Below are 25394 nucleotides of genomic sequence, written 5' to 3'. Positions count from 1 at the left end.
GCCAGATGCGGATCAAACCGGGCACAGCCTGGCAGGACACTTACGACAGATGCTGTACGGCGGCGCCGGAGGCGTTCCACGACGACAGGGTGCTCAACCACTGGGGCGGCTTCTGGCACCGCGACGGCCGCCCCGACACCCCGGTCTTCTCGCCGATCGACGGCACCGCCATCGCCGTCCCGCCCAGGCTGGACCGTTCGGGCGCGGGCCGCGCGGTGGCCGGCGCCGAGTCCGAGCACCGGCAGTGGCGGCACGTGCCGGTGGCCGAGCGCAAGGCCCGTGTCACGGCCGCCGTCGAGGCGATGGCCGAGCATCGCGACCTGCTCGCGATGCTGCTCGTGTGGGAGATCGGCAAGCCGTGGAAGACGGCCTGCGCCGACGTGGACCGCTGCCTGGACGGCGTGCGCTGGTACGTCGGGGAGATCGACCGCATGACCGCCGGGCGCACCCCGCTGCCCGGCCCGGTCAGCAACATCGCGAGCTGGAACTACCCGATGAGCGTGCTCATGCACGCGATGCTGGTCCAGGCGCTGGCCGGGAACGCGGTGATCGCCAAGACGCCCACCGACGGTGGCCTTGCCTGCCTCACGCTCGCCTGTGCGCTGGCCGTACGGGAGGGGCTGCCGTTCACGCTGGTCAGCGGGGGCGGGGCGGCGCTGTCGCCGGTGCTGGTGGGCGGGCGGGCACTGGGGTGCGTGTCATTCGTGGGCGGCAGGGACGCGGGGGCCCAGGTGGCGACCTCGCTGGCCGACGTCGAGCGGCGGCACGTACTGGAGCAGGAGGGTCTCAACTGCTGGGGCGTCTGGGAGTACTCGGGGTGGGAGCTGCTCACGCGGCAGATCCGCGCGTCCTTCGACTACGCAAAGCAGCGGTGCACCGCTTATCCGCGCTTCGTCGTACAGCGTGAGCTTTTTCCGGACTTCCTGGCCGCTTACCTGGAAGCGGTGGGATCGTTGCGGTTCGGGCATCCGCTGGCGGTGGAGTCGCCGGAGGACCCGTTGCCGCAGCTCGACTTCGGCCCGCTCATCAACGCGGCGAAGGCGGCCGAGTTGGCAGGTCAGGTGGACCAGGCGATCGCAAGGGGTGGCGTGCCGTTGTACCGGGCGCGGCTGTCCGACGGACACTTCCTGCCGAACCAGGATATTTCCGCTTACTTCGCGCCGACGGCGATCCTCAACCCGCCCCGCTCCTCACCCCTGCACCACGCCGAGCCGTTCGGGCCCGTCGACACCATGATGCTCGTGGACACCGAGGCCGAGCTCCTGGCCGCCATGAACGCCAGCAACGGCGCCCTGGTCGCCACCCTGTCCTGCGACGACGAGGAGACCTTCGCCCGGATCTCGCCCGAGGTGCGGGCCTTCAAGGTCGGCCACAACAAGCCGCGTTCGCGTGGGGACCGGGACGAGCTGTTCGGCGGCCTGGGGGCATCGTGGCGCGGCGCCTTCGTCGGCGGCGACCTCCTGGTCCGGGCCGTGACCACCGGCCCGGAAGGCGAACGCCTGCCCGGCAACTTCCCCACCTACACCCTGCTCGCCAGCTGACCCCACCCCGCGCCGCTCCCGGCCGGAAACCCCGGCCGGGACGCGCACGCGCGGGATGACACGGACGCTCGATAGGCGCGATGCGTACGCCCCGCGACGCGCACACGCGCCGACCTGCGACGCGTGGGCCCGGACGTGCGCGTTCTGGCGACGCACGGTCAGCGAGGTGGCCCTGCAAGGACGTGGATAGCGAGAGCGTGGGGCGGTTGAGGCGCGGGAGTGGACGGCGTGGGCGGTTAGAAGGCGCCGAAGCGGCTGGCCACTACCAGGAGCAGGAACGTCAGCATGGCCACCCGCAGCAGCTTGCCGCCGGTGCCGAGCGACGGCCACGACAGGTACGCCAGAAGCCCCACGAAGGCGACCACCGGCAGCACCGCCACCCCGCCCAGCCAGTTCTGCACGGCGAACCCCGCCAGCAGCAACACGACCATGACCACCGGCGTGATCCAGCGCGGAACCTGCGTGAACAGATAGGCCATGGGCGTGGCGCTGCGTTGCTCCACGGCCTTGCGCAGGCCGGTCGCGCCGGGCGTGAAGAACCGCTCACCGGGCGGCAGCGGGCGCTTGGCCTTGGCCGCCGCCCTGGGCTGGGCCAGCGGATGCCTGCGGTCATTGTCTTGGGCCACGGCCCGAGCCTAACCCTCCAACCCCCAACCCCGCCCCCACCAACCCCAACTCCCCGAACCCCGTCGCCCCGGTTCCTGACGCCCTGGATCTCGCCTCCCCCCGGTCGTCCTGGCCGGCTCCGAGGCGGGCGGCAAGCCCACAGGGGGTGACCGGGTCGCGCGTGACAGGAGCCAATGGGGTCCCTAGGATGGACGGCACGGCGACTCCCAGCGCCGCACCTCCTGAAAGCGAGCATCCACGCTGCCCGCCGAGCACCACGGAGGCAAAGGGGACGCAGGCGCCTCGGGGGAACGAATCTTTCGGCATAGCCCAGAGCATCGCGGCGGCCGGGGTCGGCGGGCGTGGACCGGGCCCCTGCGCGACCGCGGACACGGACACCGGTTATGACCGACAAGAAGCAGCTCAAGGCCCGCATCCGGGCACGCATGGCGAAGACCGGCGAGAGCTACACCACCGCCAGACGGCACACGCTCGGCGCCCAGGGGACGCCCGACGACCACGGGTGGGAGTTCAGGGGCGGGCAGCATCCCAGCACGGCGGTCGTGTCGCGGCTCACGGGGGTTCCCGAGCCGCTGGTGCTCCTGGCCGGTGGCGGGATCGGGGCCGGATACATCCTCTGGGAGTTCAAGCGGCACAACAGCGCCGCCCTGGTCATGGCCTTCCTCAACCAGTGGCAGTACTACGACCGCTGGATGACCAAGACGCTCGACCGGCTCGGCGTGCCGTACACGCACCACACGACGGGCGGCGCCAAGGGGGCGGCGCGGCGGATGGCGGAGGAGCTCGACGCGGGGCGGCCGTGCGTGGTGCTGCCCGACCGCTATCACATCGGCTACTGGCGGCTGCCGAAGGAGCTCGACGGGTACGGCGGTCACCCCGTCATCGCCTACCGCAGGGATGGCGGGTACGTGCATGTCGACGACCGGGGCAGCGGGCCGATCCTGGTGCCGGAGGAGCGGATGGAGGCGGCCAGGGGGCGGGTCACCTCGTACAAGAACAGTCTGTATGTACTGGGAGAGCCGCCTGCTCAGGTCGACGTGGCGGGGGCGGTGCTCGAGGGGCTCAGGGACTGCGTGGAGCACCTGTCGTCGGCGTCCGACTCGTTCTCGCTGCCGGCCTGGCGCAAGTGGAGCCGCCTGCTCACCGACGAGCGCAACGCCAAGGGGTGGCCGAAGGTGTTCGGGGACGGCACGCGGCTGGCGGGGGCGCTGCTGTCGATCTGGGAGTGCGTCGAGCCGGTGGGCATCGACGGCGGGAACCTGCGCGACCTGTTCGCCGACGGGCTCGACGCGGCGGCCGGGCTGCTCCAGAGGGAGGAACTGGGGGAGTCGGCGGCCGAGTTCCGGCGGATTCATGGGATGTGGCATGAGATGGCGGAGACGGCGGTGCCGTATGAGGAGTTCGGGCGGATCCGGGAGCTGACGGTGGCGGTCCGTGAGGCGGTGCTGTCGGACGGCGCGGCCCGCGAGGAGGACGCGGAGGAGCTGTGGCGGCTGCGGGCGGAAGCCGATCGCGCGCCGAGAAAGGTGGATTTCTCCGCAATCGCCGAACGGGTGAGCGCGATCCATGCGGCGGAGTCCGCCGCGATCGCGCGGCTGCGGGAGATCGTCTGACATTCTAAGAAGGTGCTCGCCGTCATTCGCTACATGGTTCCGGAAGCTCAGTCCCAAGAGTTCCTCAAGCAAGGTCAGAACATCGTCGACACCCTGCGCGCCCAGCCGGGATTCCTCCGCGGGAGGCTGGCGCGTTCCGTCGACGAGCCGAACCTGTGGGCGCTGGTGAGCGAATGGGAGGGCGCGGGCTACTACCGCCGCGCCCTTTCGGCCGCCAAGATGGCGATGTATCCGTTGATGATTCTCATGGTCAACGAGCCGAGTGCCTTCGAGGACATCTACGTATCCGGACAAGAGGAATAGTCGCGCGCGAGGGCGACCGGACGTCCCCTAAGCTGGGACCTCATCCGTTTCCCCTCGCCGACCTCCAGCCGGAAAGAGACCCATCCTCATGGCACGCCGTACAGACGTCATGGACACCATCGTCAGCCTCGCCAAGCGCCGCGGGCTCGTCTACCCGTCGAGCGAGATCTACGGAGGACTCCGTGCGTCATGGGACTACGGTCCGCTGGGCGTGGAGCTGAAGAACAACGTCAAGCGGCAGTGGTGGCAGTCCATGGTGCAGGCCCGCGACGACGTGGTGGGCCTCGACTCGTGCGTCATCCTGGCCCGCGAGGTGTGGCAGGCCTCCGGCCACGTGGAGACGTTCACCGACCCGCTGACCGAGTGCCAGTCGTGCCACAAGCGGTTCCGGGCCGACCACCTCGTCGAGTCGTACGAGGAGAAGAACGGCAAGGCCCCCGAGAACGGCCTGGCCGACATCACCTGCCCCAACTGCGGCAACAAGGGCGCCTTCACCGAGCCGCGGCAGTTCAGCGGCCTGCTGAAGACCTATCTCGGCCCGGTGGAGGACGAGTCCGGCCTGGCCTTCCTGCGCCCCGAGACCGCGCAGGGCATCTTCATCAACTACCTCAACGTGCAGCAGTCGGCGCGCAAGAAGATCCCGTTCGGCATCGGCCAGATCGGCAAGTCGTTCCGCAACGAGATCACGCCGGGCAACTTCATCTTCCGCACCCGCGAGTTCGAGCAGATGGAGATGGAGTTCTTCGTCAAGCCCGGCAGCGACGAGGAGTGGCACCAGTACTGGATCGACGAGCGCTACCGCTGGTACTCCGACCTGGGCATCAACAAGGACAACCTGCGCCTGTACGAGCACCCCAAGGACAAGCTGTCCCACTACTCCAAGCGCACCGTCGACATCGAGTACCGCTTCAACTTCACCGGCTCCGAGTGGGGTGAGCTCGAAGGCGTCGCCAACCGCACCGACTTCGACCTCACCGCCCACGGCAAGGCCTCCGGCGTCGACCTGTCCTTCTTCGAGCAGGACACCGGCGAGCGCTACGTGCCCTACGTCATCGAGCCCGCGGCCGGTGTCGACCGGGCCACGCTGACGTTCCTGCTCGACGCCTACACCGAGGACGAGGCGCCCAACGCCAAGGGCGTCATGGAGAAGCGCACGGTCATGCGCCTCGACCACCGCCTCGCGCCGGTCAAGGCCGCGGTGCTGCCGCTGTCGCGCAACGCCGACCTGTCGCCGAAGGCCCGCGACCTCGCCGCCCAGCTGCGCCGCCGCTGGAACGTCGAGTTCGACGACGCCGGGGCGATCGGCCGCCGCTACCGCCGCCAGGACGAGATCGGCACGCCGTTCTGCATCACGGTCGACTTCGACACCCTGGAGGACCAGGCGGTGACGATCCGCGAGCGCGACTCGATGGCGCAGCAGCGCATCGCGCTCGACCAGGTCGACTCCTACCTCCGCCAGCACCTCAACGACTGAGGTCCCGCCAGACATACGAGGGCGTCCGGCTTCCCGCCGGGCGCCCTCCCGCGCTTTTCCCGGTACGGCGCACGCCCTCCCGCGCCCTTCCGGTGCGGTGCTTTTTCGGTACGGCGGGCCGCGGCGTCAGAGCCCTCGTGGTCCGGGCGGTCACGGGCTCGCGGGGTCTGGAGTCATGGACTGTCGGGGTCAGGGGCTCGCGGGGGCGATCAGGGTGCGGGCCGGGTCCCAGGTGGTGTGCCGCAGGAGGCGGGAGCGCATGCCCGCCCACCCGGCCGGCCCGGCGATCACCACCCACGCGTCCGGCTCACCCGAGGCGAACCGGCGGGCCTGCCGCAGCCACGAGGCGGCCTCCTCCGGCCAGCTCACGACCTCGCCCACCACCCCGCCCCCGGCCTCCCACTCCCGGACGAACCGTTCGGCCGCCGCCACGGACCCGGGGTCGCGGCCGTGCCCCACGGTGACGGTCACCACCCCGGGAACCTGCCACTTCAACAGCCCGGCGAGCTCCGCCACGTCCCTGACCTGTCCTGGCTCAACCACTCTTCCTCCACTTCCGGTACTTCTCGGGCAGGCACACCGCGCACGGCCGGTACCCCGCCGCCAGCGCGGCCGGCTCGTCGGCGAAGAAGACCCGGTGCCGGACGTACCCGCCCGCGGCGATGGCCCGCAGTGCGGACGGGCAGTCCAGCCGCCCGTAGATGCGCCGTCGCCGGTAACCGCCGAGCGTCCCTGGCGACGGGCCGAGGTAGGTGCGGCCGTCGGCCCCGGTCAGCACGTAGGAGCTCATGTGGCGTCGTGGAAGACCAGGCCCAGGGTGTGCCGCAGGCCCGAGCGGACCGTGCTCACGCCGTGCCGTACCGGTGCGGCCGACCAGCCGCGGGCCGATCTCACCGGGCGGTCGCGGGTGGTGAACACCAGGCCGTGGCCCTGCGGCAGCATGGTGACCGTGCCACGCGACTGGGCCCGGGGCCGCTGCTCCACCAGCAGGAACTCGCCGCCGGTGTAGTCGGCGCCGGGCACGTCCAGGCCGACGACCACCTGGAGCGGGAAGACCAGGTCGCCGTAGAGGTCCCGGTGCAGGGCGTTCCAGTCGCCCTCGCCGTACTTGAGCAGGATCGGTGTGGGTTTGAGCTGACCGGCGGCGTGGCAGCGTTCCAGCCACTCGCCGAACTCCTCCGGCCAGGTGGAAGCCCATCCGAGCCGGGCCGCCCACTCGCGGGCGATGGGCAGCAGCCGGGGGTAGAGCGTCTCCCGCAGCGCCGCCACCACCTCGGGGAACGGCTCCCGGAAGTACCGGTACTGCCCTGAACCGAAGCGGTAGCGCGCCATGTCGATCGTCGAGCGGAAGCGGGCCACGTCGTCGTACAGACCGGCGATCTCCCGGCATTCCGCCGCCGTCAGCAGCGGGCCGGTGAGCCCGCAGCCGTGGGCGTCGACCTCGCGGGCGACCGCGGGCCAGTCGGTCGCCGCGACCCGGTCCCGGATCGCGGCGTCGTGGGTTCTGTCCTGGATGTCGGTCATGATCGTCCTTCAGATGAGCGCCGGCTGGAGGGCGCCCTCGTGGGTGAGCAGGAACCGCTTGCGCTCGATCCCGGCCGCGTAGCCGGTCAGCGCGCCGCCCGCGCCGATGACGCGGTGGCACGGCCGTACGATCAGCAGGGGGTTGGCCCCCACCGCCGCGCCGACCGCGCGGATGCGGTCGCGCGGCGCGCCGATGCGCGCGGCGATCTCGCCGTAAGTGGTCGTCTTCCCGTACGGCACGGCCGCGACCTCGGCCCAGACGCGGTGCTGGAACGCGGTCCCGGACGGCCGCAGGTCGAGGTCGAAGGCGGTGCGGTCCCCGGCGAAGTACTCGGCGAACTGCCGCACCGCCTCGGCGAAGGGCGCGTCGTCCCTGGTGGCCCCGTTCGGCGCGGACGTGCCCACCTTGACGGAGGTCAGCGCCCCGCCGCTGCCGGTGAGGACGATCTCGCCGATCGGGCTGTCGATGGTGGTGTAGATGCTCATGTTGAGTAGAACACCGGCGAGGGCGGAAATGAGGCGCGGTTTTCGGACTTCGTGCTGGTCACCCGGCCGCGGGAGGCGGCGGCTACTCGACCGGGCCGGGTGACGTCCCCTCAGCCGAGGTGGCTGCCGAACCAGCCGAGCAGCCGATCCCACGCCTGCGCCGCGGCCGCCGGGTTGAAGCGCTGGCCGGTGTCGTTGAAGAACGCGTGCCCGGCGCTCTTGAACGTGGCGATCTCGTGCGTGAGACCGGCCTTCTCCAGGGCAGCCCGCGCGGCGTCGCGGGTGGCGTTGACCCGGTCGTCCTGCTCGGCGTAGACGCCGAGGACGGCGGCCTTCGTGCCGGTCATGTCGGCGCCCGCGGGCAGGGGGCCGTAGAACGGGACCGCGGCGGCCAGGCGCGGCTCGTTCGACGACAGCAGCAGCCAGGTCATGCCGCCGCCGAAGCAGAAGCCGACCATGCCCAGCTTGGCGCCCTCCGCCCGGTTCTGGAGCTCGCCCAGCGCGGCCTTCATGTCGGCGACGAACTGCTCCGGCGTGATCTCGCCCAGTTTGGCGGTGGCCTGCGCGGTGTCGGTGAAGGCGGCGGTGCCGCCGTCGCGGGAGAGCAGGTCGAGGGCGAGCGCAGAGTAGCCGCTCGCGGCCAGGCGCCCGGCGACGGATCGGGTGTGGTCGTTGAGGCCGCGGTTCTCGTGGATGACCAGGACCGCGCCCTTGGGGCTCGCGGCGGCTGCCCAGGCGCCCTGGAGCGCCGCGCCCTGCGGGCCGGGGAACGTGATGGCCTCGGTCGGCAGGGGAGAGGGGCCGACCGGTGTCCCCGAGGGGCTCGGCTGCGCGCTCGTCGGGGCCGGGGTCATGCCGGTGGCCGGTGTGCCCGGCGTGGCGGTGGGCGGGTCGGCGCCGCAGGCGGCCAGCAGCGCGCCGGCGGCGGGCAGGGTGAGCCCGAGCAGGCCCAGCCGCCTCAGGGCCTCGCGGCGCGGGATGAGTCCCTCGGCGTGGTCGAGGGCCACCTCTTCCGCGAGATACCGCTTGAAGGGTGACATCATGTCCGGACCGTACGTCGGGCCACCGAAAGCTCAGATAAAGGCCACGCCGGGCAATCCTCAAAGCTCGCGACAAGCCGCGAAGCTCCGGGCAAGCCTCGGAGGTCGGGCAAGGCCGCTGTGCCGGCGATGGATCCTGTCTTCTCCGAGTATGGAGCGGGTTGAGGACGGCGCGGGATATAGCCCCCGTAGGGCCTGTCGGGCGAAAAATCGTATAAAGGCGTGCGTTACGGCAGCTTTCGCAGGTTGTTGGTGACATGGGCGATGACATCGGGAGTCGTCCTGATGCTCATCCCGCGAAAGGAACAGCATGTTGCTTCGCATATCGCGTAATGCTTCCGGGCACCGGCGGACACGCCTGCCACGCCTGGCGGCGCTGGCGCTGGCCGGTGGGGCGGTCCTGGCCACCACCGGCGCCGCCCACGCCGCCCCCGCACCCGAGCCGATCGAGCTCAGGCTCGTGCTGAACGACTGCCCCGACGACAAGGTCCAGCCGTGACCCAGGGGCCGGACGATGCCCGGGAGGACACCGCCCTGCTGGAGAGCGCGCTCTTCGCCGTCAAGCGGGTGATCGTCGGCCAGGACCACATGGTCGAGCGCCTGCTCGTGGCGGTGCTGGCGCGCGGCCACTGCCTGCTCGAAGGCGTCCCCGGCATCGCCAAGACGCTCGCCGCCGAGACGATGGCCAAGGTGGTGGGCGGTACGTTCGCCAGGATCCAGTTCACGCCCGACCTGGTCCCGTCGGACATCGTCGGCACCCGGATCTACCGCCCCTCCACCGAGAGCTTCGACGTCGAACTCGGCCCGGTCATGGCCAACCTGCTGCTGGCCGACGAGATCAACCGCGCCCCGGCCAAGGTGCAGTCGGCCCTGCTGGAGATCATGGCCGAGCGGCAGGTGAGCATCGGCGGCGTCACGCACCCGGTGCCCGCGCCGTTCCTGGTGCTGGCCACCCAGAACCCCATCGAGTCGGAAGGCGTCTACCACCTGCCCGAGGCGCAGCGGGACCGGTTCCTCATGAAGATCGACGTGGGCTATCCCAGCGAATCGGAGGAGTTGGCGATCGTCTACCGCATGAGCGTGGACCCGCCGCGGGCACGGGCGATCCTGGACCCGGCCCGGGTGATCGCGCTGCAGCGGCGCGCCGACCGGGTGTTCGTGCACCACGCGGTCGCCGAGTACGCGGTCCGCCTCGTCTACGCCACCCGGGCCCCGGCCCGCTACGCCGTACCCGACGTGGAGCGGATGCTGGCCTTCGGCGCCAGCCCGCGCGCCACGCTGGGCCTGCTGGCGGCCGGTCGCGCGCTGGCCCTGCTGCGCGGCAGGGAGTACGTCCTGCCGGAGGACGTCGGGGACGTGGCGCACGACGTGATGGCGCACCGGCTGGTGCTGTCGTTCGACGCGCTGGCGGAGGGGGTCACGCCGCGTCAGCTGGTGGACCGCGTTCTGGGCGCCGTCCCGACGCCGGTGATCGCCCCTCAGACGGGCGGCGCGCCGCACCTGGGAACCGCCCAGAACCTGGAAACCGCCCAGAACCTGGCCCAGGCCCGGCGGGGGGAGTCGGCGGCATGAACCTTCACGGGTACGAGCGGGCCGAGCCCGCGCTGCGCCGCCTGGAGCTGACGATCACCCGGCGGCTCGACGGCCTGCTGCAGGGCGACCATCTCGGCCTGCTGCCCGGTCCGGGAAGTGAGCTCGCCGAGGCGCGGCCGTACCAGGCGGGTGACGACGTGCGGCGGATCGACTGGAACGTCACCGCGCGCACCGCCGAGCCCCACGTGCGCGACGTGGTCGCCGACCGCGAGCTGGAGCTGTGGGTGCTGCTGGACGCCAGCGCCAGCATGGACTTCGGCACCGCCGCCATGGAGAAGCGGGACCTGGCCCTGGCCGCGACGGCCGCGATCGGGTTCCTGACCCAGCGGACCGGCAACCGGATCGGCGCCCACCTCCTGCACGGCTCCGGCCTCAGGGCGTTGCCGGCCAGGACCGGCCGGCCGCACCTGATGGCGCTGCTGCAGGAGATCTTCACGATGCCGCGGGCCAGGCCGGGGACGAAGGCCGCCGTCCTGGGCGCGGCGGCGCATCGGCTGGGCCGGACCGTGGTGCGCCGCGGGCTGGTCGTGGTGGTCTCCGACTTCCTGGACCCGCCGGAGACGTGGGAGCCGGAGCTGCGGCGGCTGGCCGTACGCCATCAGGTGCTCGCGGTCGAGGTGCTGGACCCGCGCGAGCTCGCGCTGCCCGACGTGGGGCTGCTCACGCTGATGGACCCGGAGACGGGCCGGCGGCGCGAGTACGCGACGGCCAGCGCCCGGCTGCGCCGCCGCTACGCCGAGGCCGCCGCCGGGCAGCGGGCCGGGATCGAGACGGCGCTGCGCCGGGCCCGCGCCGCGCACCTGCGGCTGCGCACCGACGGCGGCTGGGTGCGCGACCTGGTGGAGCACGTGCTGCGCCAGCGCCGGCTGGCCCGGCTGGGCGCGCGCGGATCGTGGCAGGGAGGGGGCGGCGCCGCATGACGCTGATCTCTCCGGTCTGGCTGTGGCTGCTTGTGCCGGTCGCGCTGCTCGCGCTCGCCTACGTCCTGATGTCGGTACGGCGCAGCGCCTACGCGGTCCGCTTCACCAACCTCGACCTGCTGGACAAGGTGGCCCCGAAGCGCCCGCGCTGGCGGCGGCACGTTCCGGCTGGCGCGCTGCTGGGGATGTTCGCGCTGCTCGTGGTCGGTTTCGCCCGGCCAACGGCGGAGGTGCAGGTGCCCAGGGAGCGGGCCACGATCATGGTGGCGTTCGACGTGTCGGCCTCGATGGGCGCCACGGACGTCGCCCCGGACCGGTTCACGGCGGCGCGGGCGGCGGCGACGCAGTTCGTGCGCGGGCTGCCGGAGCGCTTCAACCTCGGGCTGGTGACGTTCTCGTCGGAGGCGTCGGTGGCGGTGCCGCCGACCACGGATCGGCAGGCCGTCTTCGGCGCGCTGGACCGCCTGACCACCTCCTCCGGCACCGCGATCGGCGATGCCGTCTACTCCTCGCTGGAGGCCATCGCCGGCGTGGACGGCGAGGCGGAGCCGCCGCCCGCGCACATCGTCCTGCTGTCGGACGGCTCCAACACCACCGGCCGCGGGATCCGCGAGGCCGCCGAGCAGGCCGCCGCGCGCGGCGTCCCGGTCACGACCATCGCGTACGGCACGCCTGGCGGCACCGTCGAGCTGCAGGGCAACCGGGTGCCGGTGCCCGTGGACGGCCCGGCGCTGCGCGAGCTGGCGGGAGCCGCGGGCGGCGGCTTCTACGAGGCGGCCAGCGGCGACGAACTGCAGGCCGTGTACGAGGACATCGGCACCTCGGTCGGCTACCGGACCGAACGGCAGGAGATCTGGATGTGGTTCGTCGCGGCGGGCCTGGTGGCGGCGCTGCTCGCGGCTGTCGGGTCCATGATCTGGTTCTCGAGGCTGCCATGACCGGGGCGCACAGGGGGCTGGGGACGCCGCGTGGGCCCGACTTCGTCTCGCCGCTGCTGGATCACACGCCACCCCGGGAGGGGGCGGGAGCCGTACCGGCTGGGCGGGCTCCTCGCAGAGGAGTGCTGTTGCTCAGCGCGGTGCTCGTCGCCGGGCTGACCGGGGCGGTGGCCGGGTTCGCGGGCGCGGGGCTGGCGACGGGTCCGGCGCCGGTGACGCTGCCCCGCGCGGCCCCCGCCGCGCCCAACACGACGGGACTGTCCGGTACGGCGGCGCGGCTGCTGCCGAGCGTGGTCTCGATCGACGTGGGCCGGGGCGGCGGTTCCGGCTTCATCGTGGACGGGGCCGGCCACATCATCACCAACGCGCACGTCGTCGGCGAGGCGAGCACGGTGAGCGTGGTGCTGAACGACGGTCGCAGGTTCTCCGCCAGAGTCCTGGGTGCTGATCAGGATGAGGATCTGGCGGTGCTGGAGGTGGCGGGCGTTACTGGGCTCGCGCCCGCCACCTTGGGCCGTTCGGCCGACCTGGCGGTCGGTGACCAGGTGCTGGCGATCGGTTCGCCGCTGGGCCTGTCGGGCACGGTGACGTCGGGCATCGTCAGCGCCCTCGACCGTCCGGTACGGCTGGGCGGCACCTCCCGCAGCGCGGTGCAGACCGACGCCTCGATCAATCCCGGCAACTCCGGCGGCCCGCTGGTCAACGCCCGCGGCGAGGTCGTCGGGGTGAACACGGCGATCGCGTCGGGCCGGGGCGGCGGCAACATCGGCATAGGCTTCGCGATCCCGATCGATCGCGCAGCTCCCATAGCCGAACAAATCATCAGAGACTAGGAAATATGCGCCTGTTGGTCGTCGAAGACGAAGAGGACCTGGTCGACGCGCTGCGCGTCGGCCTGGCCCGCGCCGGATATGCCGTGGACGTGGCTCTGGACGCGCCAGTCGCCCATGAGAAACTCCAGGTGAACACGTACGACCTGGTGCTGCTCGACCTGAACCTGCCCGGCGGCGACGGCTTCCAGGTCTGCAGGGAGATCCGGGCGGCGGGCAAGGGCGTGCGCGTCATCATGGTGACCGCCCGCGACCGGCTCGACGACCGGGTCCGCGGGCTCGACGAAGGCGCCGACGACTACCTCGTCAAACCCTTCGCCTTCCCCGAACTGCTGGCCAGGGTGCGCGCGCTCCTGCGCAGAGACACCGGCGGCACCTCCGTCCTGGAAGTCGGACAGCTGCGGATCGACACAGCCAGGATGGAGGTGTCGCTGGGCGGCCGCGCGCTCGCGCTCACCCCCAAGGAGTACGGCGTGCTCCACTACCTCATGACCCGGCCGGGGCACGTCGTGTCCTCGGAGGAACTGCTGGAGCACGTCTGGGACGAGCACGCCGACCCGTTCACCAACACCGTCCGGGTGACGGTCGGCAACCTGCGGCGCAAGCTCCAGGAGGACGGCCTCATCGAGACCGTCATCAGCAGGGGCTACCGGCTGAAGGAGCCGGCATGATCCACACGATCCGGTTCCGGCTGACGGTGCTGTACTCGGGGCTGCTGTTCGTGCTGGCCGCGCTGGTGCTTGGCGGCATCTACTGGGGCCTCTCCAAGACCACCGACCAGCGCCCCTACACCACCGAGTACGCCAAGGCCTACCGGGGCGGCGAGTACGTGGGCAAGGAGGAGGTCGTGTTCGTGGAGGAGGTCGAGAACGCGATCAACGTCAGGACCATGGCCACGCTGCGCGACTACTCGCTGGTGACGCTGGGCGCGTTGTTCCTGGCCAGCCTCGGCATCGGCTGGGTGCTGTCCGGCCGCGTGCTGCGCCCGGTGCGGGCCATCACGCGCACGACCGAGGAGATCCAGGCCACCGACCTGACCCGGCGCATCCGGCTGAACGGCCCGCGCGACGAGCTGCGCGACCTGGCCGACACCGTCGACACCATGCTGGACCGGCTGGAGTCCGCCTTCAGCGCCCAGCGCAGGCTCATCGACGACGCCTCGCACGAGCTGCGCAGCCCGCTCACGATCATCCGGGCCAACGTGGACGCCGTCCTCGCCACCCCCGACGCCAGCGACGAGGAGCGCACCCGCGCGGTCGCCGTCGTCGACCGCGCCACGACCCGCATGACCCGCCTGGTCGAGGACCTGCTGGCCAGCGCCAGACGCCAGGGCGCCGCCTTCGCCGACGCCGACCTCGACCTGGGCCGCGTCGTGCAGGAGGCCAGCGAGGAGTACGCCGCGCTGGCCGCCGCCCGCGGCCTCACGCTGACCCGGCGGCTGGAACAGGACCTCGCGATGAGCGGCGACCACGACGCGCTGCGCCGCGCCGTGGCCAACCTCCTGTCCAACGCGGTACGGCTCTCGCCCCCCGACGGCCGCGTCCGGGTGGCGGCGGGCCGGGAGGACGGCTGGCTCTGGACCGCGGTCGCCGACGACGGCCCCGGCCTGGCGGAGGAGGACCAGCCGAGGGTCTTCGACCGGTTCTGGCGGGGCGAGAGCAGCCGCCGCGACCGGCACACGGGCCTGGGCCTGGCCATCGTCCGGCAGATCGTGGAGTCGCACGGGGGCAGGGTCGCGGTCTTCTCCCGGCTCGGCGCCGGGGCGACGTTCGTGCTGTGGTTGCCGCCGCTGGGCGGCGCGGGCACCGCGGTCCCCGCCGGGAACCCGTTCCCCTAGCCGAGCACGTGGCCGGTGAGCTTGACGCCCTCCTCGACCGACAGGGCGACGCAGTAGGCGGTCCGGTGCTTCGGCCAGGTCGCCTGCACCGGGGCGAAGGCGGTCCAGGTCACCGTGTCACGGAGCGCCTTCTTGATCCTGACCTTCTCCTCGCAGCCCTTCGTGGAGCGTTCGATCACCTTGTCGTCGCCCGGCCACGGCTCATCGGGCAGGACCCAGATCCCGGCGAACTCGTAGACGTGCGCCTTCTCGCAACCCACCAGCGTCGCGAAGCCGTCGGGGGAGATGTCGTCGAAGCAGTCACCGGGGCGCAGATCGGTGGCGTGGTAGGTCTCCGGGGTGGCCGACGGCGCCGCCGAGGGTGCGGCCGCGCCGGAGGAGGCGGAGCAGGAGGTGGCCGCCAGCAGCGCCGCGGCGGCTAACAGGGATCGCACGCAGGGCAGCGTGTCATTCGGAGATCACATCGCGATATCGCCTCTTGCACAGCCACAACGTGAGCGCGTACGCCACTCCGGGCAGGACGATGAGGGCGGCGCGCAAGCCGTTCAGGATGGCCGGATAGACCTCGGCGGGGACGGCGAGCAGGGGCAGGCCGGCGGTGAGGTCGGTGGTGAACCAGGTCGCCGACCAGATGACGGTGAAGAAGACGACGACCGCGACACCCAGCGCGGTCCGTACGGGCGCGGCGGCGGGACGTTGCACGACCTGGTGGTAGGCGCGGTCGCCGGTGAAGCGGCGCTCGATGAACGGCCAGAACAGCAGGGCCGTGAAGAAGCCGCCGAGGACGAGCATGGGGATCCAGAGCCCGGCGGCGAAGGTGAAGCCCGCGATCGTGAACTCCCACGGCGGCAGCAGGCGCAGCATGCCTTCCAGCACGCCGTAGTACCAGAACGGCTGCGCCGACGGCGGCGCGGCGCCGGCCCGATAGGCCTGCGCGGCGGTCCAGACGGGGTTGACGATGACGAACGTGGCCAGCGCGGTGATGACCGTGAACGTGCCCAGCGAGGTGATGCCCTGCTTGAGGGAGAAGGCGGGGAAGAACGGCACCCCGGTGACCTTGCGGCCCTCGCCGTGGTGCTCGGTGTGCTTCTGCCGCCAGGTCAGCACCAGCGCGTGCAGCGGCACCAGCGCCAGCAGGAGGCCGGGCACCAGCAGGACGTGGGCGACGAACGCGCGCGGGATCACCTGACCGGGGAAGGGGCCGTCGAAGACGAAGGACGACAAGTACGTGCCGACCAGCGGGATCGACAGCAGCAGGCCCTGGGTCTCGCGCAGCCCGGACATCCCGAGCTGGTTGGCCGGCAGCGTCACCCCGAGGAACGCCTCGAACAGCGCCAGCCCGAACAGCAGCGCCCCCAGCACCCACGTCAGCTCACGCGGCTTCCTGAACGCCCCGGTGAAGAAGACGCGGAACATGTGGGCCACGATCGCCAGCACGAAGATCGTCGCCGACCAGTGGTGCATCTGGCGGATGAGCAGCCCACCGCGCACGTCCACGGTGAGCTCGCGCACCGACTCGAACGCCGCGCCCGCCTCCGGCTTGTAGAAGAACGTGAGGAACGTGCCGGTCAGCACGAGCAGGACGAAGGAGTAGAGCGCGAACTCGCCCAGCAGGAACGACCAATGGGTGGGGAAGAGTTTGCGCAGGTTGGGTGCCAGCCAGCGGCCGGTGCCGAGCCGGTCGTCGAGGTAGCGGGCGCTGCCGGCCGCGGCCCGCGCCGATCCGGCGGTCAGGCGCGCGCGGCGTGTCGGCTTGGTGGTGGGGGTGGCCATCGGCGCCTCCCGGTCAGGGGGTGTCCCTCATTCTCCTCCTGCCCCACATCTTTCTCAAGAATTGGTTTAAACCAATTGGTATAAACCAATTTCCGGGAGACTAGAGTTTTAATTGGATTAGACCTCATGAAGGCCATTGACCTGGGGAAACAGTGACTTAACCGACGTGTGCAGTTTCATCATCTTTTTCGCCGGTACAGTCCAGGGCAGAGGCGTTGATTGGAGCTGTGGTGGCCAAGTTCGTTTACGATTTCACCGAGGGCAACAGGGATCTCAAGGACCTGCTCGGCGGCAAGGGAGCCAACCTCGCCGAGATGACCAACCTCGGGCTGCCGGTTCCCCCCGGGTTCACGATCACCAGCGAGGCGTGCCGCCACTACCTGGCGGAAGGCTCCGTCCCCGAGGGACTGGAGCGGGAGATCGCCGACCACCTGAGCGCGCTCGAGAGCGCCATGGGCAAGAAGCTCGGCCAGGCCGACGACCCGCTGCTCGTCAGCGTGCGCTCGGGCGCCAAGTTCTCCATGCCCGGCATGATGGAGACCGTCCTCAACATCGGGCTCAACGACGAATCCGTCCACGGCCTGGCCAAGCAGGCGGGCGGCAACGACCGCTTCGCCTGGGACTCCTACCGCAGGCTCATCCAGATGTTCGGCAAGACCGTCCAGGGCATCGACGGCGAGCTGTTCGAGCACGCGCTGGAGGAGCTCAAGAACGGACGCCAGGACACCGACCTCACCGCGCAGGAGCTCCAGGGGCTCGTCGAGACCTACAAGGGCGTCGTGCGCGAGCAGACCGGCAAGGACTTCCCCGCCGACCCCCGCGAGCAGATGCGCCTGGCCGTCATGGCCGTCTTCGACTCGTGGAACGCGCCCCGCGCCATCCTCTACCGCCGCCAGGAACGTATCCCCGCCGACCTCGGCACCGCGGTGAACATCGTCGCCATGGTCTTCGGCAACCTCGGCGACGACTCCGGCACCGGCGTCGCCTTCACCCGCGACCCCGGCTCCGGCCGCCAGGGCATCTACGGCGACTACCTCCAGAACGCCCAGGGCGAGGACGTCGTCGCCGGCATCCGCAACACCGTCCCCCTGCAAGATCTGGAGCGCATCGACAAGCGCTCCTACGACGAGCTCCTGTCGATCATGGAGACGCTGGAGACCCACTACCGCGACCTGTGCGACATCGAGTTCACGATCGAGCGCGGCAAGCTGTGGATGCTGCAGACCCGGGTCGGCAAGCGTACGGCGGCCGCCGCCTTCCGCATCGCCGTCCAGCTCGTCGACCAGGGCCTCATCACGCTCGACGAGGCCGTCACCCGGGTGAGCGGCGACCAGCTCGCGCAGCTGATGTTCCCCCGCTTCTCCAAGGAGGGCGACCGCAAGAAGATCACCAAGGGCATGAACGCCTCGCCCGGCGCCGCCGTCGGCAAGGTCGTCTTCACCTCCGAGCGCGCGGTCGAGCTGGCCGGCCAGGGCGAGGACGTGATCCTCGTCCGCCGCGAGACCAACCCCGACGACCTGTCCGGGATGATCGCCGCCCGCGGCGTGCTCACCTCGCGCGGCGGCAAGACCTCCCACGCCGCCGTGGTCGCCCGTGGCATGGGCAAGACCTGCGTCTGCGGCGCGGAGGAGCTGGAGGTCTCGGCCTCGCAGAAGCGCTTCACCGCCCCGGGGGGCATCGAGGTGCGCGAGGGTGACGTCATCTCGATCGACGGCAGCACCGGGGAGGTGTTCCTCGGCGAGGTGCCGGTCGTGGACTCGGTGGTCGTGGAGTACTTCGAGGGCGCACAACCCGACGACGAACTGGTGAAGGCGGTGGACCGGATCATGGCGCACGCCGACTCGGTACGCCGGCTCGGGGTGCGGGCCAACGCCGACAACCCCGAGGACTCGGCCAGGGCGCGGCGCTTCGGGGCCCAGGGGATCGGGCTGTGCCGTACCGAGCACATGTTTCTGGGCGAGCGCCGCCAGCTCGTCGAGGACCTCGTCCTGGCCACCTCCAAGCAGGAACGGCAGGCGGCGCTGGACGCGCTGGAGCCACACCAGAAATCCGACTTCATCGGCATTTTTCGGGCTATGGAGGGTCTTCCTGTCACCATTCGCCTCATCGACCCGCCCTTGCACGAGTTCCTGCCCGACCTCGTCGCCCTCTCGGTCAAGGCCGCCACGGGCGAGGCCACGGACAAGGACCGCGCGCTGCTGGCCGCCGTCAAGAGACTGCATGAGCAGAACCCCATGCTGGGCCTGCGAGGGGTACGGCTCGGCCTGGTCATCCCCGGCCTGTTCGCCATGCAGGTCCGGGCCATCGCCGAAGCCGCCCGCGAGGTGCCGGGCGCCCGCCCGGAGATCATGATCCCGCTCGTGGCCGCCGTCCAGGAACTGGAGGCGGTCCGCGAGGAAGCCGTCAAGATCCTCCAGGCGACCGGCGTGGACGCCCTCGTCGGCACCATGATCGAGACCCCGCGCGCCGCGCTCACCGCCGGGCAGGTCGCCGAGGCCGCCGAGTTCTTCTCCTTCGGAACCAACGACCTCACCCAGATGACCTGGGGCTTCTCCCGCGACGACGTCGAAGCCGCCTTCTTCTCCCGCTACCTGGAGCTCGGCATCTTCGGCGTCTCCCCGTTCGAGACCCTCGACCGCGACGGCGTCGGCCGCCTGGTCCGCATCGCCGTCGAGGAGGGCAGGGCCACCCGGCCCGACCTCAAGCTCGGCATCTGCGGCGAACACGGCGGCGACCCCGAGTCGGTCCACTTCTGCCACGAGGCCGGGCTCGACTACGTCTCCTGCTCGCCCTTCCGCATCCCGGTCGCCCGCCTGGAAGCCGGCCGGGCCGTACTGACGCGGAACGACTCCGACACCCGCTGACGGCAACGGCGCCAGGCCGGGCGGCCTGGCGCTTCATCCACGCGTAGGGAGGTGGTAACCGGGGCAGTACTCCCAGCACAGGAGGGGTTGGGTGGACAGGAGTAGACTCACCGTTCTTATGTCCCGCTATGACCAGCATGATCAGGAACGCTGGGTGCCGGAACCACCCGGCAACCCCGAGCGCAGCCCGTTCGGGCGGGACCGGGCCCGCGTGCTCCACAGCGCCGCCCTCCGCCGCCTCGCCGCCAAGACCCAGGTCGTCGGGCCCGGTGAGACCCTGGGCGTCGGCCAGCACATCCCGCGTACCCGGCTGACGCATTCGCTGGAGTGCGCCCAGGTCGGCAGGGAGATGGGCGCCACCCTGGGCGTCGACCCCGACCTCGTGGAGACCGCCTGCCTCGCGCACGACCTCGGGCATCCGCCGTTCGGGCACAACGGCGAGGTCGCGCTCAACGCGCTCGCCCCCTCGTGCGGCGGCTTCGAGGGCAACGCCCAGAGCCTGCGCCTGCTCACCCGCCTGGAGGCCAAGGTCCTCACGGAGACGGGCGAGAGCGCCGGGCTCAACCTGACCAGGGCCGCGCTCGACGCCTCCATCAAGTACCCCTGGACCTGCGACAAGTCCCCCAAGTTCGGCGTCTACCAGGACGACCTGCCGGTCTTCGCGTGGATCCGCGACGGCGCCCCGGAAGGCCGGGTCAGCTTCGAGGCGCAGATCATGGACTGGGCCGACGACGTCGCGTACTCCGTCCACGACCTCGAAGACGCGCTGCACGCCGGGTACGTCACCCCGGAGGCCCTCCAGTCGGCGGAGGAGCGCCGTCAGGTCTGCGAGGTCACCCGCCTCTGGTACGCCCGCGACGCCGACCCCGGCCGGCTCGAAGAGGTCTTCGCCAAGCTCATCGCCGACCCGCTCTGGCCCCGCACGTTCGCCGCCACCCTGGCCGACCTGGCCGGCCTCAAAGCCCTCACCAGCGGCCTCATCGGACGCTTCTGCCGCTCCGCGCAGAGCGCCACCATCGGCGCGTACGGCCCGCGCCACCGCGCCGACCTCGTCGTGCCCGACGACACCCGGCTCGAATGCGCGCTGCTCAAAGGCGTCACCGCCCACTACGTGATGACCCGCGACGACCACCACGCCAACCAGGCCAGACAGCGCGAGCTCATCACCGAACTGGCCTCCCTCATCACGCTCGGCGCGCCCCGCACGCTCGAACCCGCCTTCCGCCCCGACTACCTCAAGGCCGAGGACGACGCCGGGCGCGTTCGTGTCGTCATCGACCAGATCGCCTCTCTCACCGACACTTCAGCCGTCGCCTGGCACCGGCGACTTTCCTGACGACCTGCGGGGGCGGATACTGCCCCCATGGCCACATTTGTGATCGTCGGTGCCGGGCTTGCTGGGGCCAAGGCGGCGCAGACGCTGCGCGAAGAGGGCTTCGACGGCGAGATCGTCCTCATCGGCGCGGAAACGGAACGGCCCTACGAGCGCCCGCCCCTGTCCAAGGGCTATCTGCAGGGCAAGAGCGAGAGAGAAAAGATCTTCGTCCATGCCACCGGCTGGTACGCGGAGCACGATATCGACCTGCGCCTCGGCCTCCGGGCGACCCGGCTGGACCTCGGCAGCCGCACCGTCAGGCTGTCGGACGGGTCGCGGCAGCCGTACCAGAAGCTGCTCATCGCGACCGGATCCAGCCCGCGGCGGCTGCCGGGACCCGCACGCTACCTGCGCACCGTGCAGGACAGCGAGGCGCTCAAGGAGCGCTTCGCCCGCGGCGGACGGGTGCTCGTCGTCGGCGCCGGCTGGATCGGCCTGGAGACCACGGCCGCGGCCCGCGCGGCCGGCTGCCAGGTGACGATCGTCGAGCCCGAGCCCACGCCGCTGCACCGCGTGCTCGGGCCGGAACTCGGCGAGGTCTTCGCGGACGTGCACCGCCGCAACGGCGTCGACCTGCGCCTCGGCACGCCCGTCGCGGAGATCACGCAGACGGGGGTACGGCTCAGCAGCGGCGAACGGCTCGAAGCCGACCTCGTCCTCGTCGGCATCGGAGCCACGCCCGACACCGGCCTGGCCGTGGACGCCGGGCTCGACGTCGCCGACGGCATCCTGACCGACGCCGCGCTGCGCACCTCCGACCCCGACGTGTACGCCGCCGGCGACGTGGCGGAGTCCTTCAACCCGCTGTACGGCCGCAGGCTGCGCGTCGAACACTGGGCCAACGCCCTGAACGGCGGCCCGGCCGCGGCGCGCTCCATGCTCGGGCAGGACGTGGTGTACGACCGCGTGCCGTACTTCTTCAGCGACCAGTTCGAGATCGGGATGGAGTTCTCCGGCGACATCCAGGGCTACGACGAGGTCGTCTTCCGCGGCGACGTCGGCGAACTGGAGTTCATCGCCTACTGGCTGCGCGACGGCCGGGTCGTCGCCGGGATGAACGTCAACGTGTGGGACGTCGTCGGCGACATCCAGGACCTCATCAGGTCGGGGGTCAAGGTCGACTCGCAGGAGTTGTCGTCGGGTCACCGATGACGACCGGCGGCTCCTCGTCCTTCGGCTTCTTCGTGTCGGTGGTCGACTGCGGCGCCTTCTTCGACTTGCACTGCACCTGGCAGGGCGGCGTCTCGCCCAGCTTCTTGCGCAGGTCGAAGGCGGCGTCGCGGGGGGAGTAGGTCTTGTTGCCCTCGGCCCAGGCGTCCAGGTACGTCCAGGGTTCGACCATGCCGCGGCGTACCCACCAGTAGGCGGGGCCGGTCTTCCAGGAGATGGCGAAGTACAGGTTCGCGCCGGTGTCGCGGGCGTTGCCCGACTTGCCGACCTGGCCGAGGACCTGGCCCGCCTTGACCTTGGTGCCCGGGGCGAGGCCCTCGGTGACGCTGTCGAGATGGCCGCCCAGGTAGCGGACGCCGTCGTCGCCGATGAGCGTGACGAACCTGCCCTCGCGGTCGGCGCCCTTGTCGGTGGAGGGGCGCCAGCGGTTCTTGGTGTTGACCTCGTCGATCGTCCCGCCGATGGGGGCGACGAACGAGCACCCCTGTGCGGCCCAGATCGTGGTCTTGGGAAGGACGAGGAGTTGCCGCTGGTACGTGGTCCGGCAGCCCTTCACGGGGAAGACGTACTCGTACTTGGACATCTTCGGCGGCGGCACCTTGACGGGGTCATCGCCCTGGGGCCGTGCCTGCGGCTCCTTGGGCGGGATGGTGCCGGTGACCTGTGGGGTGGCGGAAGGGGCGACGGTGGTGGGCGCGCTGGCGCTGACCCCGGCGACACCGGCACCCTGCGCACAACCCGCGCTGACCAGCAATGCCCCCGCAGCGGCGGCACAACGCCCCAAAAGCCCCGATCGCATGATCTCCACCCGTGTCACCGTATCCAACGACAACCGTTCCCTTTGTAGCCGACCGGGAGCTCCCGCATCACCTGTTTGCCCGAAAGGGCTTGGGGCTGCGCCTATCGCTGGGGCCACGCTTCGCGCGGATCCGGACTGTGTCTCCCAGGATGCACCCGGACCCCCACCATACGGGCGAGCCGCCCGCTCCGCTCACCCCCGGTTGGATGATGGCCAGGTGCCCCCGAAGGTAAGTCCGGTGATCTCGCCCGGTGAGCTGACCGCCCACGCCCCTCAGCCCGTCCTGGCCGCGGCCGGCGGAATCCTGCTGCGCCCCTGGGAACCGGCCGACGCCCCGATGATCGTCGATGCCTTCAGGGATCCGGCGACCCGCCACTGGCACGCGCGTACCGTCGAGTCGGTCGCCGAGGCCGAGCGGCTCATCGAGGGGTACGCGGACGGCTGGCGGCAGGAGGCGAGCGCGACGTGGGCGGCGGTGAGCGAGGCCGGGGAGGTTCTGGGCCGGGTGGCGCTCCGGGGCATCGACCTGGCCGGTGGCGAAGCGGAGGTGGCGTACTGGATGCGGGCCGCGGCGCGGGGGAGGGGCGTCGCGACGGCGGGCGTGCGGGCGGTCGGCGGATGGGCGTTCGGGGCGGGGCTGCACCGGCTGGTCATCGAGCACTCGACCGGCAACGAAGCGTCGTGCCGGGTGGCGGAAAAGGCCGGATTCCTCCTGGAAGGCGTCAAAAGGAGCGCGCACCTGTACGCCGACGGCTGGCACGACGTGCACCTCCATGCCCTGATCAATGAAGCCCGTCGCGCATGCGGCGGCGATTGTGTCGGTGGGTCGCAATAGACTCAGCCGCGTGGCTGGCCGGATCCGTGATGTCGACATCGCACTCGTTCGTGAGCGTTCCCCCATCGCCGAGGTGATCGGCGAGCACATCCAGTTGCGCAACGCCGGCGGAGGCAACCTCAAAGGCCTGTGCCCCTTCCATGACGAGAAGAGCCCGTCCTTCAACGTCACCCCCGAGCGCGGCATGTATTACTGCTTCGGCTGCTCCGAAGGTGGCGATGTCATCACCTTCGTGGAGAAGACCGAGCACCTGCCGTTCAGCGAGGCGGTGGAGCGGCTGGCCGCGCGGGCGGGCATCACGCTCCAGTACGAGCAGGGCGGCTATGTGCCCAAGCGCGATCACGGGGAGCGGGCCCGGCTGATCGAGGCGCACAAGGCGGCGGCGGAGTTCTACCGCGACCGGCTGCTGTCGCCGGACGCGGCTCCGGGCCGGAAGTTCCTGTCGGAGCGGGGGTTCGAGCGGGCCGACGCCGAGCTCTTCGGCGTGGGGTACGCGCCCAACGAATGGGAGGCGCTGACCCGCCACCTGTTGGGGCGGGGCTTCACGGCGGAGGAGATCGTCAAGGGCGGGCTGGCCAAGGAGGGGCGGCGGGGGCCCATCGACCGGTTCCGCGGCCGGTTGATCTGGCCCATTCGCGATGCCACGGGCGATGTCATCGGGTTCGGGGCACGCAAGCTGATCGAGGCCGACGACGGCCCCAAGTACCTCAACACCCCTGATTCCCCGCTCTACAAGAAGTCCCAGGTGCTCTACGGCATCGACCTGTCCAAGAAGGAGATCTCCAAGCGCTCGCAGGCCGTCATCGTCGAGGGCTACACCGACGTGATGGCCTGCCACCTCGCCGGCGTGCCCACGGCCGTGGCCACCTGCGGGACCGCGTTCGGCGAGGAGCACATCAAGGTCCTGCGGCGCTTCCTGCTCGACCAGTCGGCCGCCACCGGTGAGGTGATCTTCACCTTCGACGGTGACGCGGCGGGCCAGAAGGCGGCGCTGCGGGCGTTCGCCGACGAGCAGAAGTTCGTGACCCAGACCTACGTGGCCATCCAGCCCGACGGGCTCGACCCCTGCGATCTGCGGATCAAGCAGGGCGACGCGGCGGTTCGCGATCTGATCGCCAGCCGCGAACCGCTCTTCCAGTTCGCGATCCGCTCCACCATCGCCCGCTACGACCTGCGCAGCAACGAGGGCAAGATCGCGGCGCTGGACGCGGCGGCGCCGATCGTGGCCGGGATCAAGGACGTCGGCCTGCGCAAGCGCTACGCGATCGACCTCGACCGGTGGCTCGGGTTCATGGACGAGCGCTTCGTCATGCAGCGCATCGCCGAGGTCGGCGGCGCGCAGCAGGGGCGTCCGCAGCGGGCGCGGCGGGAGGCGCCGATCGACCCCAACGTGCGGGTCGAGGGTGAGCTGCTCAAGCTGGCCATCCAGCGTCCCGCGCTGCTCGGGCCGCGCTTCGACGCGCTCGACCCGGCGGCGTTCACCGGGGCCGACCACGTGCTGCTCCACGGCGTGATCGTCGCGGCGGGCGGCGTGGCGGCGGCCGGGTTCGGCGGGCGCGAGTGGGTCGACCGCCTGCTGGAGCACGCGCCCGACGAGGCCGCGCGCGGGCTGGTGACGCGCTTCGCCGTCGAGGTCATCCGGGCCGAGGCACACGTCGAGGAGAGGTACGGCGCGGCGATGCTGGCCGCCATCGAAGCGGTCGCGGTCGACCGGGCCATCGCCCAGGTCAAGGCGAGGATCCAGCGGCTCAACCCGGTGGAGGAGCAGCAGGAGTACAACCGGATGTTCGGCGAACTGGTCGCCCTCGAACAACAACGCCGCGTCCTGCGCGACCGCGCCGCCGGCAGCTGA

25 protein-coding genes are annotated in these 25394 nt (G+C 71.1%); 16 read left to right on the top strand and 9 right to left on the bottom strand.

Annotated elements, in window-relative coordinates; genetic code table 11:
- The first annotated feature begins 5 nt into the window (after window positions 1-5).
- The gene (locus tag ACFWYW_RS10930; RefSeq protein ID WP_379622068.1) at window positions 6-1541 is read left to right on the top strand and encodes an aldehyde dehydrogenase family protein; all 1536 of its coding nucleotides are present in this window, start codon (window positions 6-8) and stop codon (window positions 1539-1541) included.
- A gap of 236 nt (window positions 1542-1777) precedes the next feature.
- Here ACFWYW_RS10930 and ACFWYW_RS10925 read toward each other — a convergent pair whose 3' ends face one another.
- Entirely contained in the window at window positions 1778-2167 is a 390-nt protein-coding gene (locus tag ACFWYW_RS10925) for a DUF6703 family protein (protein ID WP_379622070.1), read from the bottom strand.
- A 384-nt stretch (window positions 2168-2551) separates the two neighbouring features.
- On the opposite strand from ACFWYW_RS10925, the gene ACFWYW_RS10920 reads away from it, so the two are divergent.
- The 3 genes from ACFWYW_RS10920 (at window position 2552) to ACFWYW_RS10910 (ending at window position 5558) form a co-directional block, all read left to right on the top strand.
- A complete protein-coding gene (locus ACFWYW_RS10920) occupies window positions 2552-3781 on the top strand; it encodes a BtrH N-terminal domain-containing protein (RefSeq protein ID WP_379622072.1) in 1230 nt (409 codons plus the stop codon).
- Between the two features lie 12 nt (window positions 3782-3793).
- Window positions 3794-4084, top strand: coding sequence for an antibiotic biosynthesis monooxygenase family protein (locus ACFWYW_RS10915; RefSeq protein WP_184966420.1), 291 nt, complete (start codon window positions 3794-3796; stop codon window positions 4082-4084).
- A gap of 88 nt (window positions 4085-4172) precedes the next feature.
- Window positions 4173-5558 carry a glycine--tRNA ligase gene (locus ACFWYW_RS10910; RefSeq protein WP_379622074.1) on the top strand — a complete coding sequence of 462 codons (1386 nt, stop codon included), beginning with the start codon at window positions 4173-4175 and terminating at the stop codon, window positions 5556-5558.
- Between the two features lie 189 nt (window positions 5559-5747).
- On the opposite strand, the gene ACFWYW_RS10905 is transcribed toward ACFWYW_RS10910, so the two are convergent.
- From ACFWYW_RS10905 to ACFWYW_RS10885, 5 genes are all read right to left on the bottom strand, one after another.
- The gene (locus tag ACFWYW_RS10905; protein WP_379622076.1) at window positions 5748-6101 is read right to left on the bottom strand and encodes a hypothetical protein; all 354 of its coding nucleotides are present in this window, start codon (window positions 6099-6101) and stop codon (window positions 5748-5750) included.
- Window positions 6094-6348 (bottom strand): Ada metal-binding domain-containing protein, encoded by a 255-nt coding sequence (locus ACFWYW_RS10900; protein ID WP_379622078.1) that lies wholly within the window; start codon window positions 6346-6348, stop codon window positions 6094-6096. Before ACFWYW_RS10900 ends, ACFWYW_RS10905 begins: the two co-directional genes overlap by 8 nt.
- Window positions 6345-7082 carry a 2OG-Fe(II) oxygenase gene (locus ACFWYW_RS10895; protein ID WP_379622080.1) on the bottom strand — a complete coding sequence of 246 codons (738 nt, stop codon included), beginning with the start codon at window positions 7080-7082 and terminating at the stop codon, window positions 6345-6347. Before ACFWYW_RS10895 ends, ACFWYW_RS10900 begins: the two co-directional genes overlap by 4 nt.
- Window positions 7083-7091: 9 nt before the next feature.
- Window positions 7092-7568 carry a methylated-DNA--[protein]-cysteine S-methyltransferase gene (locus ACFWYW_RS10890; RefSeq protein WP_379622082.1) on the bottom strand — a complete coding sequence of 159 codons (477 nt, stop codon included), beginning with the start codon at window positions 7566-7568 and terminating at the stop codon, window positions 7092-7094.
- 110 nt (window positions 7569-7678) lie between these two features.
- Window positions 7679-8611 carry a dienelactone hydrolase family protein gene (locus ACFWYW_RS10885; RefSeq protein WP_379622084.1) on the bottom strand — a complete coding sequence of 311 codons (933 nt, stop codon included), beginning with the start codon at window positions 8609-8611 and terminating at the stop codon, window positions 7679-7681.
- Window positions 8612-8918: 307 nt separating this feature from the next.
- Between ACFWYW_RS10885 and ACFWYW_RS10880 the strand changes: the two genes are divergently transcribed.
- From ACFWYW_RS10880 to ACFWYW_RS10850, 7 genes are all read left to right on the top strand, one after another.
- On the top strand, window positions 8919-9107 hold the full coding sequence (locus ACFWYW_RS10880) for a hypothetical protein (RefSeq protein WP_379622086.1): 189 nt from the start codon (window positions 8919-8921) through the stop codon (window positions 9105-9107).
- The gene (locus ACFWYW_RS10875) at window positions 9104-10180 is read left to right on the top strand and encodes an AAA family ATPase (RefSeq protein ID WP_379622088.1); all 1077 of its coding nucleotides are present in this window, start codon (window positions 9104-9106) and stop codon (window positions 10178-10180) included. Before ACFWYW_RS10880 ends, ACFWYW_RS10875 begins: the two co-directional genes overlap by 4 nt.
- Window positions 10177-11121 (top strand): DUF58 domain-containing protein, encoded by a 945-nt coding sequence (locus ACFWYW_RS10870; RefSeq protein ID WP_379622090.1) that lies wholly within the window; start codon window positions 10177-10179, stop codon window positions 11119-11121. Before ACFWYW_RS10875 ends, ACFWYW_RS10870 begins: the two co-directional genes overlap by 4 nt.
- Complete coding sequence (locus ACFWYW_RS10865; protein WP_379622092.1) at window positions 11118-12059, top strand: VWA domain-containing protein; 942 nt, start codon at window positions 11118-11120, stop codon at window positions 12057-12059. Before ACFWYW_RS10870 ends, ACFWYW_RS10865 begins: the two co-directional genes overlap by 4 nt.
- A gap of 128 nt (window positions 12060-12187) precedes the next feature.
- Complete coding sequence (locus ACFWYW_RS10860) at window positions 12188-12892, top strand: S1C family serine protease (RefSeq protein WP_379622094.1); 705 nt, start codon at window positions 12188-12190, stop codon at window positions 12890-12892.
- A gap of 5 nt (window positions 12893-12897) precedes the next feature.
- Window positions 12898-13560 (top strand): response regulator transcription factor, encoded by a 663-nt coding sequence (locus ACFWYW_RS10855; protein ID WP_379622096.1) that lies wholly within the window; start codon window positions 12898-12900, stop codon window positions 13558-13560.
- Window positions 13557-14726, top strand: a complete 1170-nt coding sequence (locus tag ACFWYW_RS10850) for a sensor histidine kinase (protein WP_379622098.1) — start codon at window positions 13557-13559, stop codon at window positions 14724-14726. The genes ACFWYW_RS10855 and ACFWYW_RS10850 overlap by 4 nt, the downstream gene beginning before the upstream one ends.
- On the opposite strand, the gene ACFWYW_RS10845 is transcribed toward ACFWYW_RS10850, so the two are convergent.
- Window positions 14723-15160, bottom strand: a complete 438-nt coding sequence (locus ACFWYW_RS10845) for a hypothetical protein (protein ID WP_379622100.1) — start codon at window positions 15158-15160, stop codon at window positions 14723-14725. The genes ACFWYW_RS10850 and ACFWYW_RS10845 overlap by 4 nt on opposite strands.
- Before the next feature lie 13 nt (window positions 15161-15173).
- Window positions 15174-16499, bottom strand: a complete 1326-nt coding sequence (locus ACFWYW_RS10840; protein WP_379622102.1) for a cytochrome bc complex cytochrome b subunit — start codon at window positions 16497-16499, stop codon at window positions 15174-15176.
- Window positions 16500-16729: 230 nt separating this feature from the next.
- On the opposite strand from ACFWYW_RS10840, the gene ppdK reads away from it, so the two are divergent.
- The 3 genes from ppdK to ACFWYW_RS10825 all read left to right on the top strand — a co-directional run bounded on the left by ppdK (window position 16730) and on the right by ACFWYW_RS10825 (window position 21890).
- Entirely contained in the window at window positions 16730-19363 is a 2634-nt protein-coding gene (ppdK, locus tag ACFWYW_RS10835; protein ID WP_379622104.1) for a pyruvate, phosphate dikinase, read from the top strand.
- Window positions 19364-19481: 118 nt separating this feature from the next.
- Entirely contained in the window at window positions 19482-20699 is a 1218-nt protein-coding gene (locus tag ACFWYW_RS10830; RefSeq protein ID WP_379622106.1) for a deoxyguanosinetriphosphate triphosphohydrolase, read from the top strand.
- A gap of 27 nt (window positions 20700-20726) precedes the next feature.
- The gene (locus ACFWYW_RS10825) at window positions 20727-21890 is read left to right on the top strand and encodes an NAD(P)/FAD-dependent oxidoreductase (protein WP_379622108.1); all 1164 of its coding nucleotides are present in this window, start codon (window positions 20727-20729) and stop codon (window positions 21888-21890) included.
- Here ACFWYW_RS10825 and ACFWYW_RS10820 read toward each other — a convergent pair.
- Window positions 21850-22707, bottom strand: a complete 858-nt coding sequence (locus ACFWYW_RS10820) for a M23 family metallopeptidase (protein WP_379622122.1) — start codon at window positions 22705-22707, stop codon at window positions 21850-21852. The genes ACFWYW_RS10825 and ACFWYW_RS10820 overlap by 41 nt on opposite strands.
- 217 nt (window positions 22708-22924) lie before the next feature.
- On the opposite strand from ACFWYW_RS10820, the gene ACFWYW_RS10815 reads away from it, so the two are divergent.
- The gene (locus ACFWYW_RS10815) at window positions 22925-23542 is read left to right on the top strand and encodes a GNAT family N-acetyltransferase (RefSeq protein ID WP_379622110.1); all 618 of its coding nucleotides are present in this window, start codon (window positions 22925-22927) and stop codon (window positions 23540-23542) included.
- Window positions 23543-23552: 10 nt separating this feature from the next.
- Window positions 23553-25394 carry a DNA primase gene (gene dnaG / locus ACFWYW_RS10810; protein WP_379622112.1) on the top strand — a complete coding sequence of 614 codons (1842 nt, stop codon included), beginning with the start codon at window positions 23553-23555 and terminating at the stop codon, window positions 25392-25394.

Origin of the sequence: Nonomuraea sp. NPDC059023 (assembly GCF_042740095.1) — a bacterium.
Taxonomy (GTDB): domain Bacteria; phylum Actinomycetota; class Actinomycetes; order Streptosporangiales; family Streptosporangiaceae; genus Nonomuraea.
Note: the sequence above shows the minus strand (reverse complement) of the source record. Positions and strands in the feature narration are given on the sequence as shown.

Excerpts from the sequence above, each read along its gene's own strand:
- ACFWYW_RS10930 (WP_379622068.1), top strand. The coding sequence starts at position 6 with ATGCGGATCAAACCGGGCACAGCCTGGCAGGACACTTACGACAGATGC.
- ACFWYW_RS10920 (WP_379622072.1), top strand. The coding sequence starts at position 2,552 with ATGACCGACAAGAAGCAGCTCAAGGCCCGCATCCGGGCACGCATGGCG.
- ACFWYW_RS10910 (WP_379622074.1), top strand. The coding sequence starts at position 4,173 with ATGGCACGCCGTACAGACGTCATGGACACCATCGTCAGCCTCGCCAAG.
- ACFWYW_RS10900 (WP_379622078.1), bottom strand. The coding sequence starts at position 6,348 with ATGAGCTCCTACGTGCTGACCGGGGCCGACGGCCGCACCTACCTCGGC.
- ACFWYW_RS10895 (WP_379622080.1), bottom strand. The coding sequence starts at position 7,082 with ATGACCGACATCCAGGACAGAACCCACGACGCCGCGATCCGGGACCGG.
- ACFWYW_RS10890 (WP_379622082.1), bottom strand. The coding sequence starts at position 7,568 with ATGAGCATCTACACCACCATCGACAGCCCGATCGGCGAGATCGTCCTC.
- ACFWYW_RS10885 (WP_379622084.1), bottom strand. The coding sequence starts at position 8,611 with ATGATGTCACCCTTCAAGCGGTATCTCGCGGAAGAGGTGGCCCTCGAC.
- ACFWYW_RS10880 (WP_379622086.1), top strand. The coding sequence starts at position 8,919 with ATGTTGCTTCGCATATCGCGTAATGCTTCCGGGCACCGGCGGACACGC.
- ACFWYW_RS10870 (WP_379622090.1), top strand. The coding sequence starts at position 10,177 with ATGAACCTTCACGGGTACGAGCGGGCCGAGCCCGCGCTGCGCCGCCTG.
- ACFWYW_RS10865 (WP_379622092.1), top strand. The coding sequence starts at position 11,118 with ATGACGCTGATCTCTCCGGTCTGGCTGTGGCTGCTTGTGCCGGTCGCG.
- ACFWYW_RS10855 (WP_379622096.1), top strand. The coding sequence starts at position 12,898 with ATGCGCCTGTTGGTCGTCGAAGACGAAGAGGACCTGGTCGACGCGCTG.
- ACFWYW_RS10850 (WP_379622098.1), top strand. The coding sequence starts at position 13,557 with ATGATCCACACGATCCGGTTCCGGCTGACGGTGCTGTACTCGGGGCTG.
- ACFWYW_RS10840 (WP_379622102.1), bottom strand. The coding sequence starts at position 16,499 with ATGGCCACCCCCACCACCAAGCCGACACGCCGCGCGCGCCTGACCGCC.
- ACFWYW_RS10830 (WP_379622106.1), top strand. The coding sequence starts at position 19,482 with ATGTCCCGCTATGACCAGCATGATCAGGAACGCTGGGTGCCGGAACCA.
- ACFWYW_RS10825 (WP_379622108.1), top strand. The coding sequence starts at position 20,727 with ATGGCCACATTTGTGATCGTCGGTGCCGGGCTTGCTGGGGCCAAGGCG.
- ACFWYW_RS10820 (WP_379622122.1), bottom strand. The coding sequence starts at position 22,707 with ATGCGATCGGGGCTTTTGGGGCGTTGTGCCGCCGCTGCGGGGGCATTG.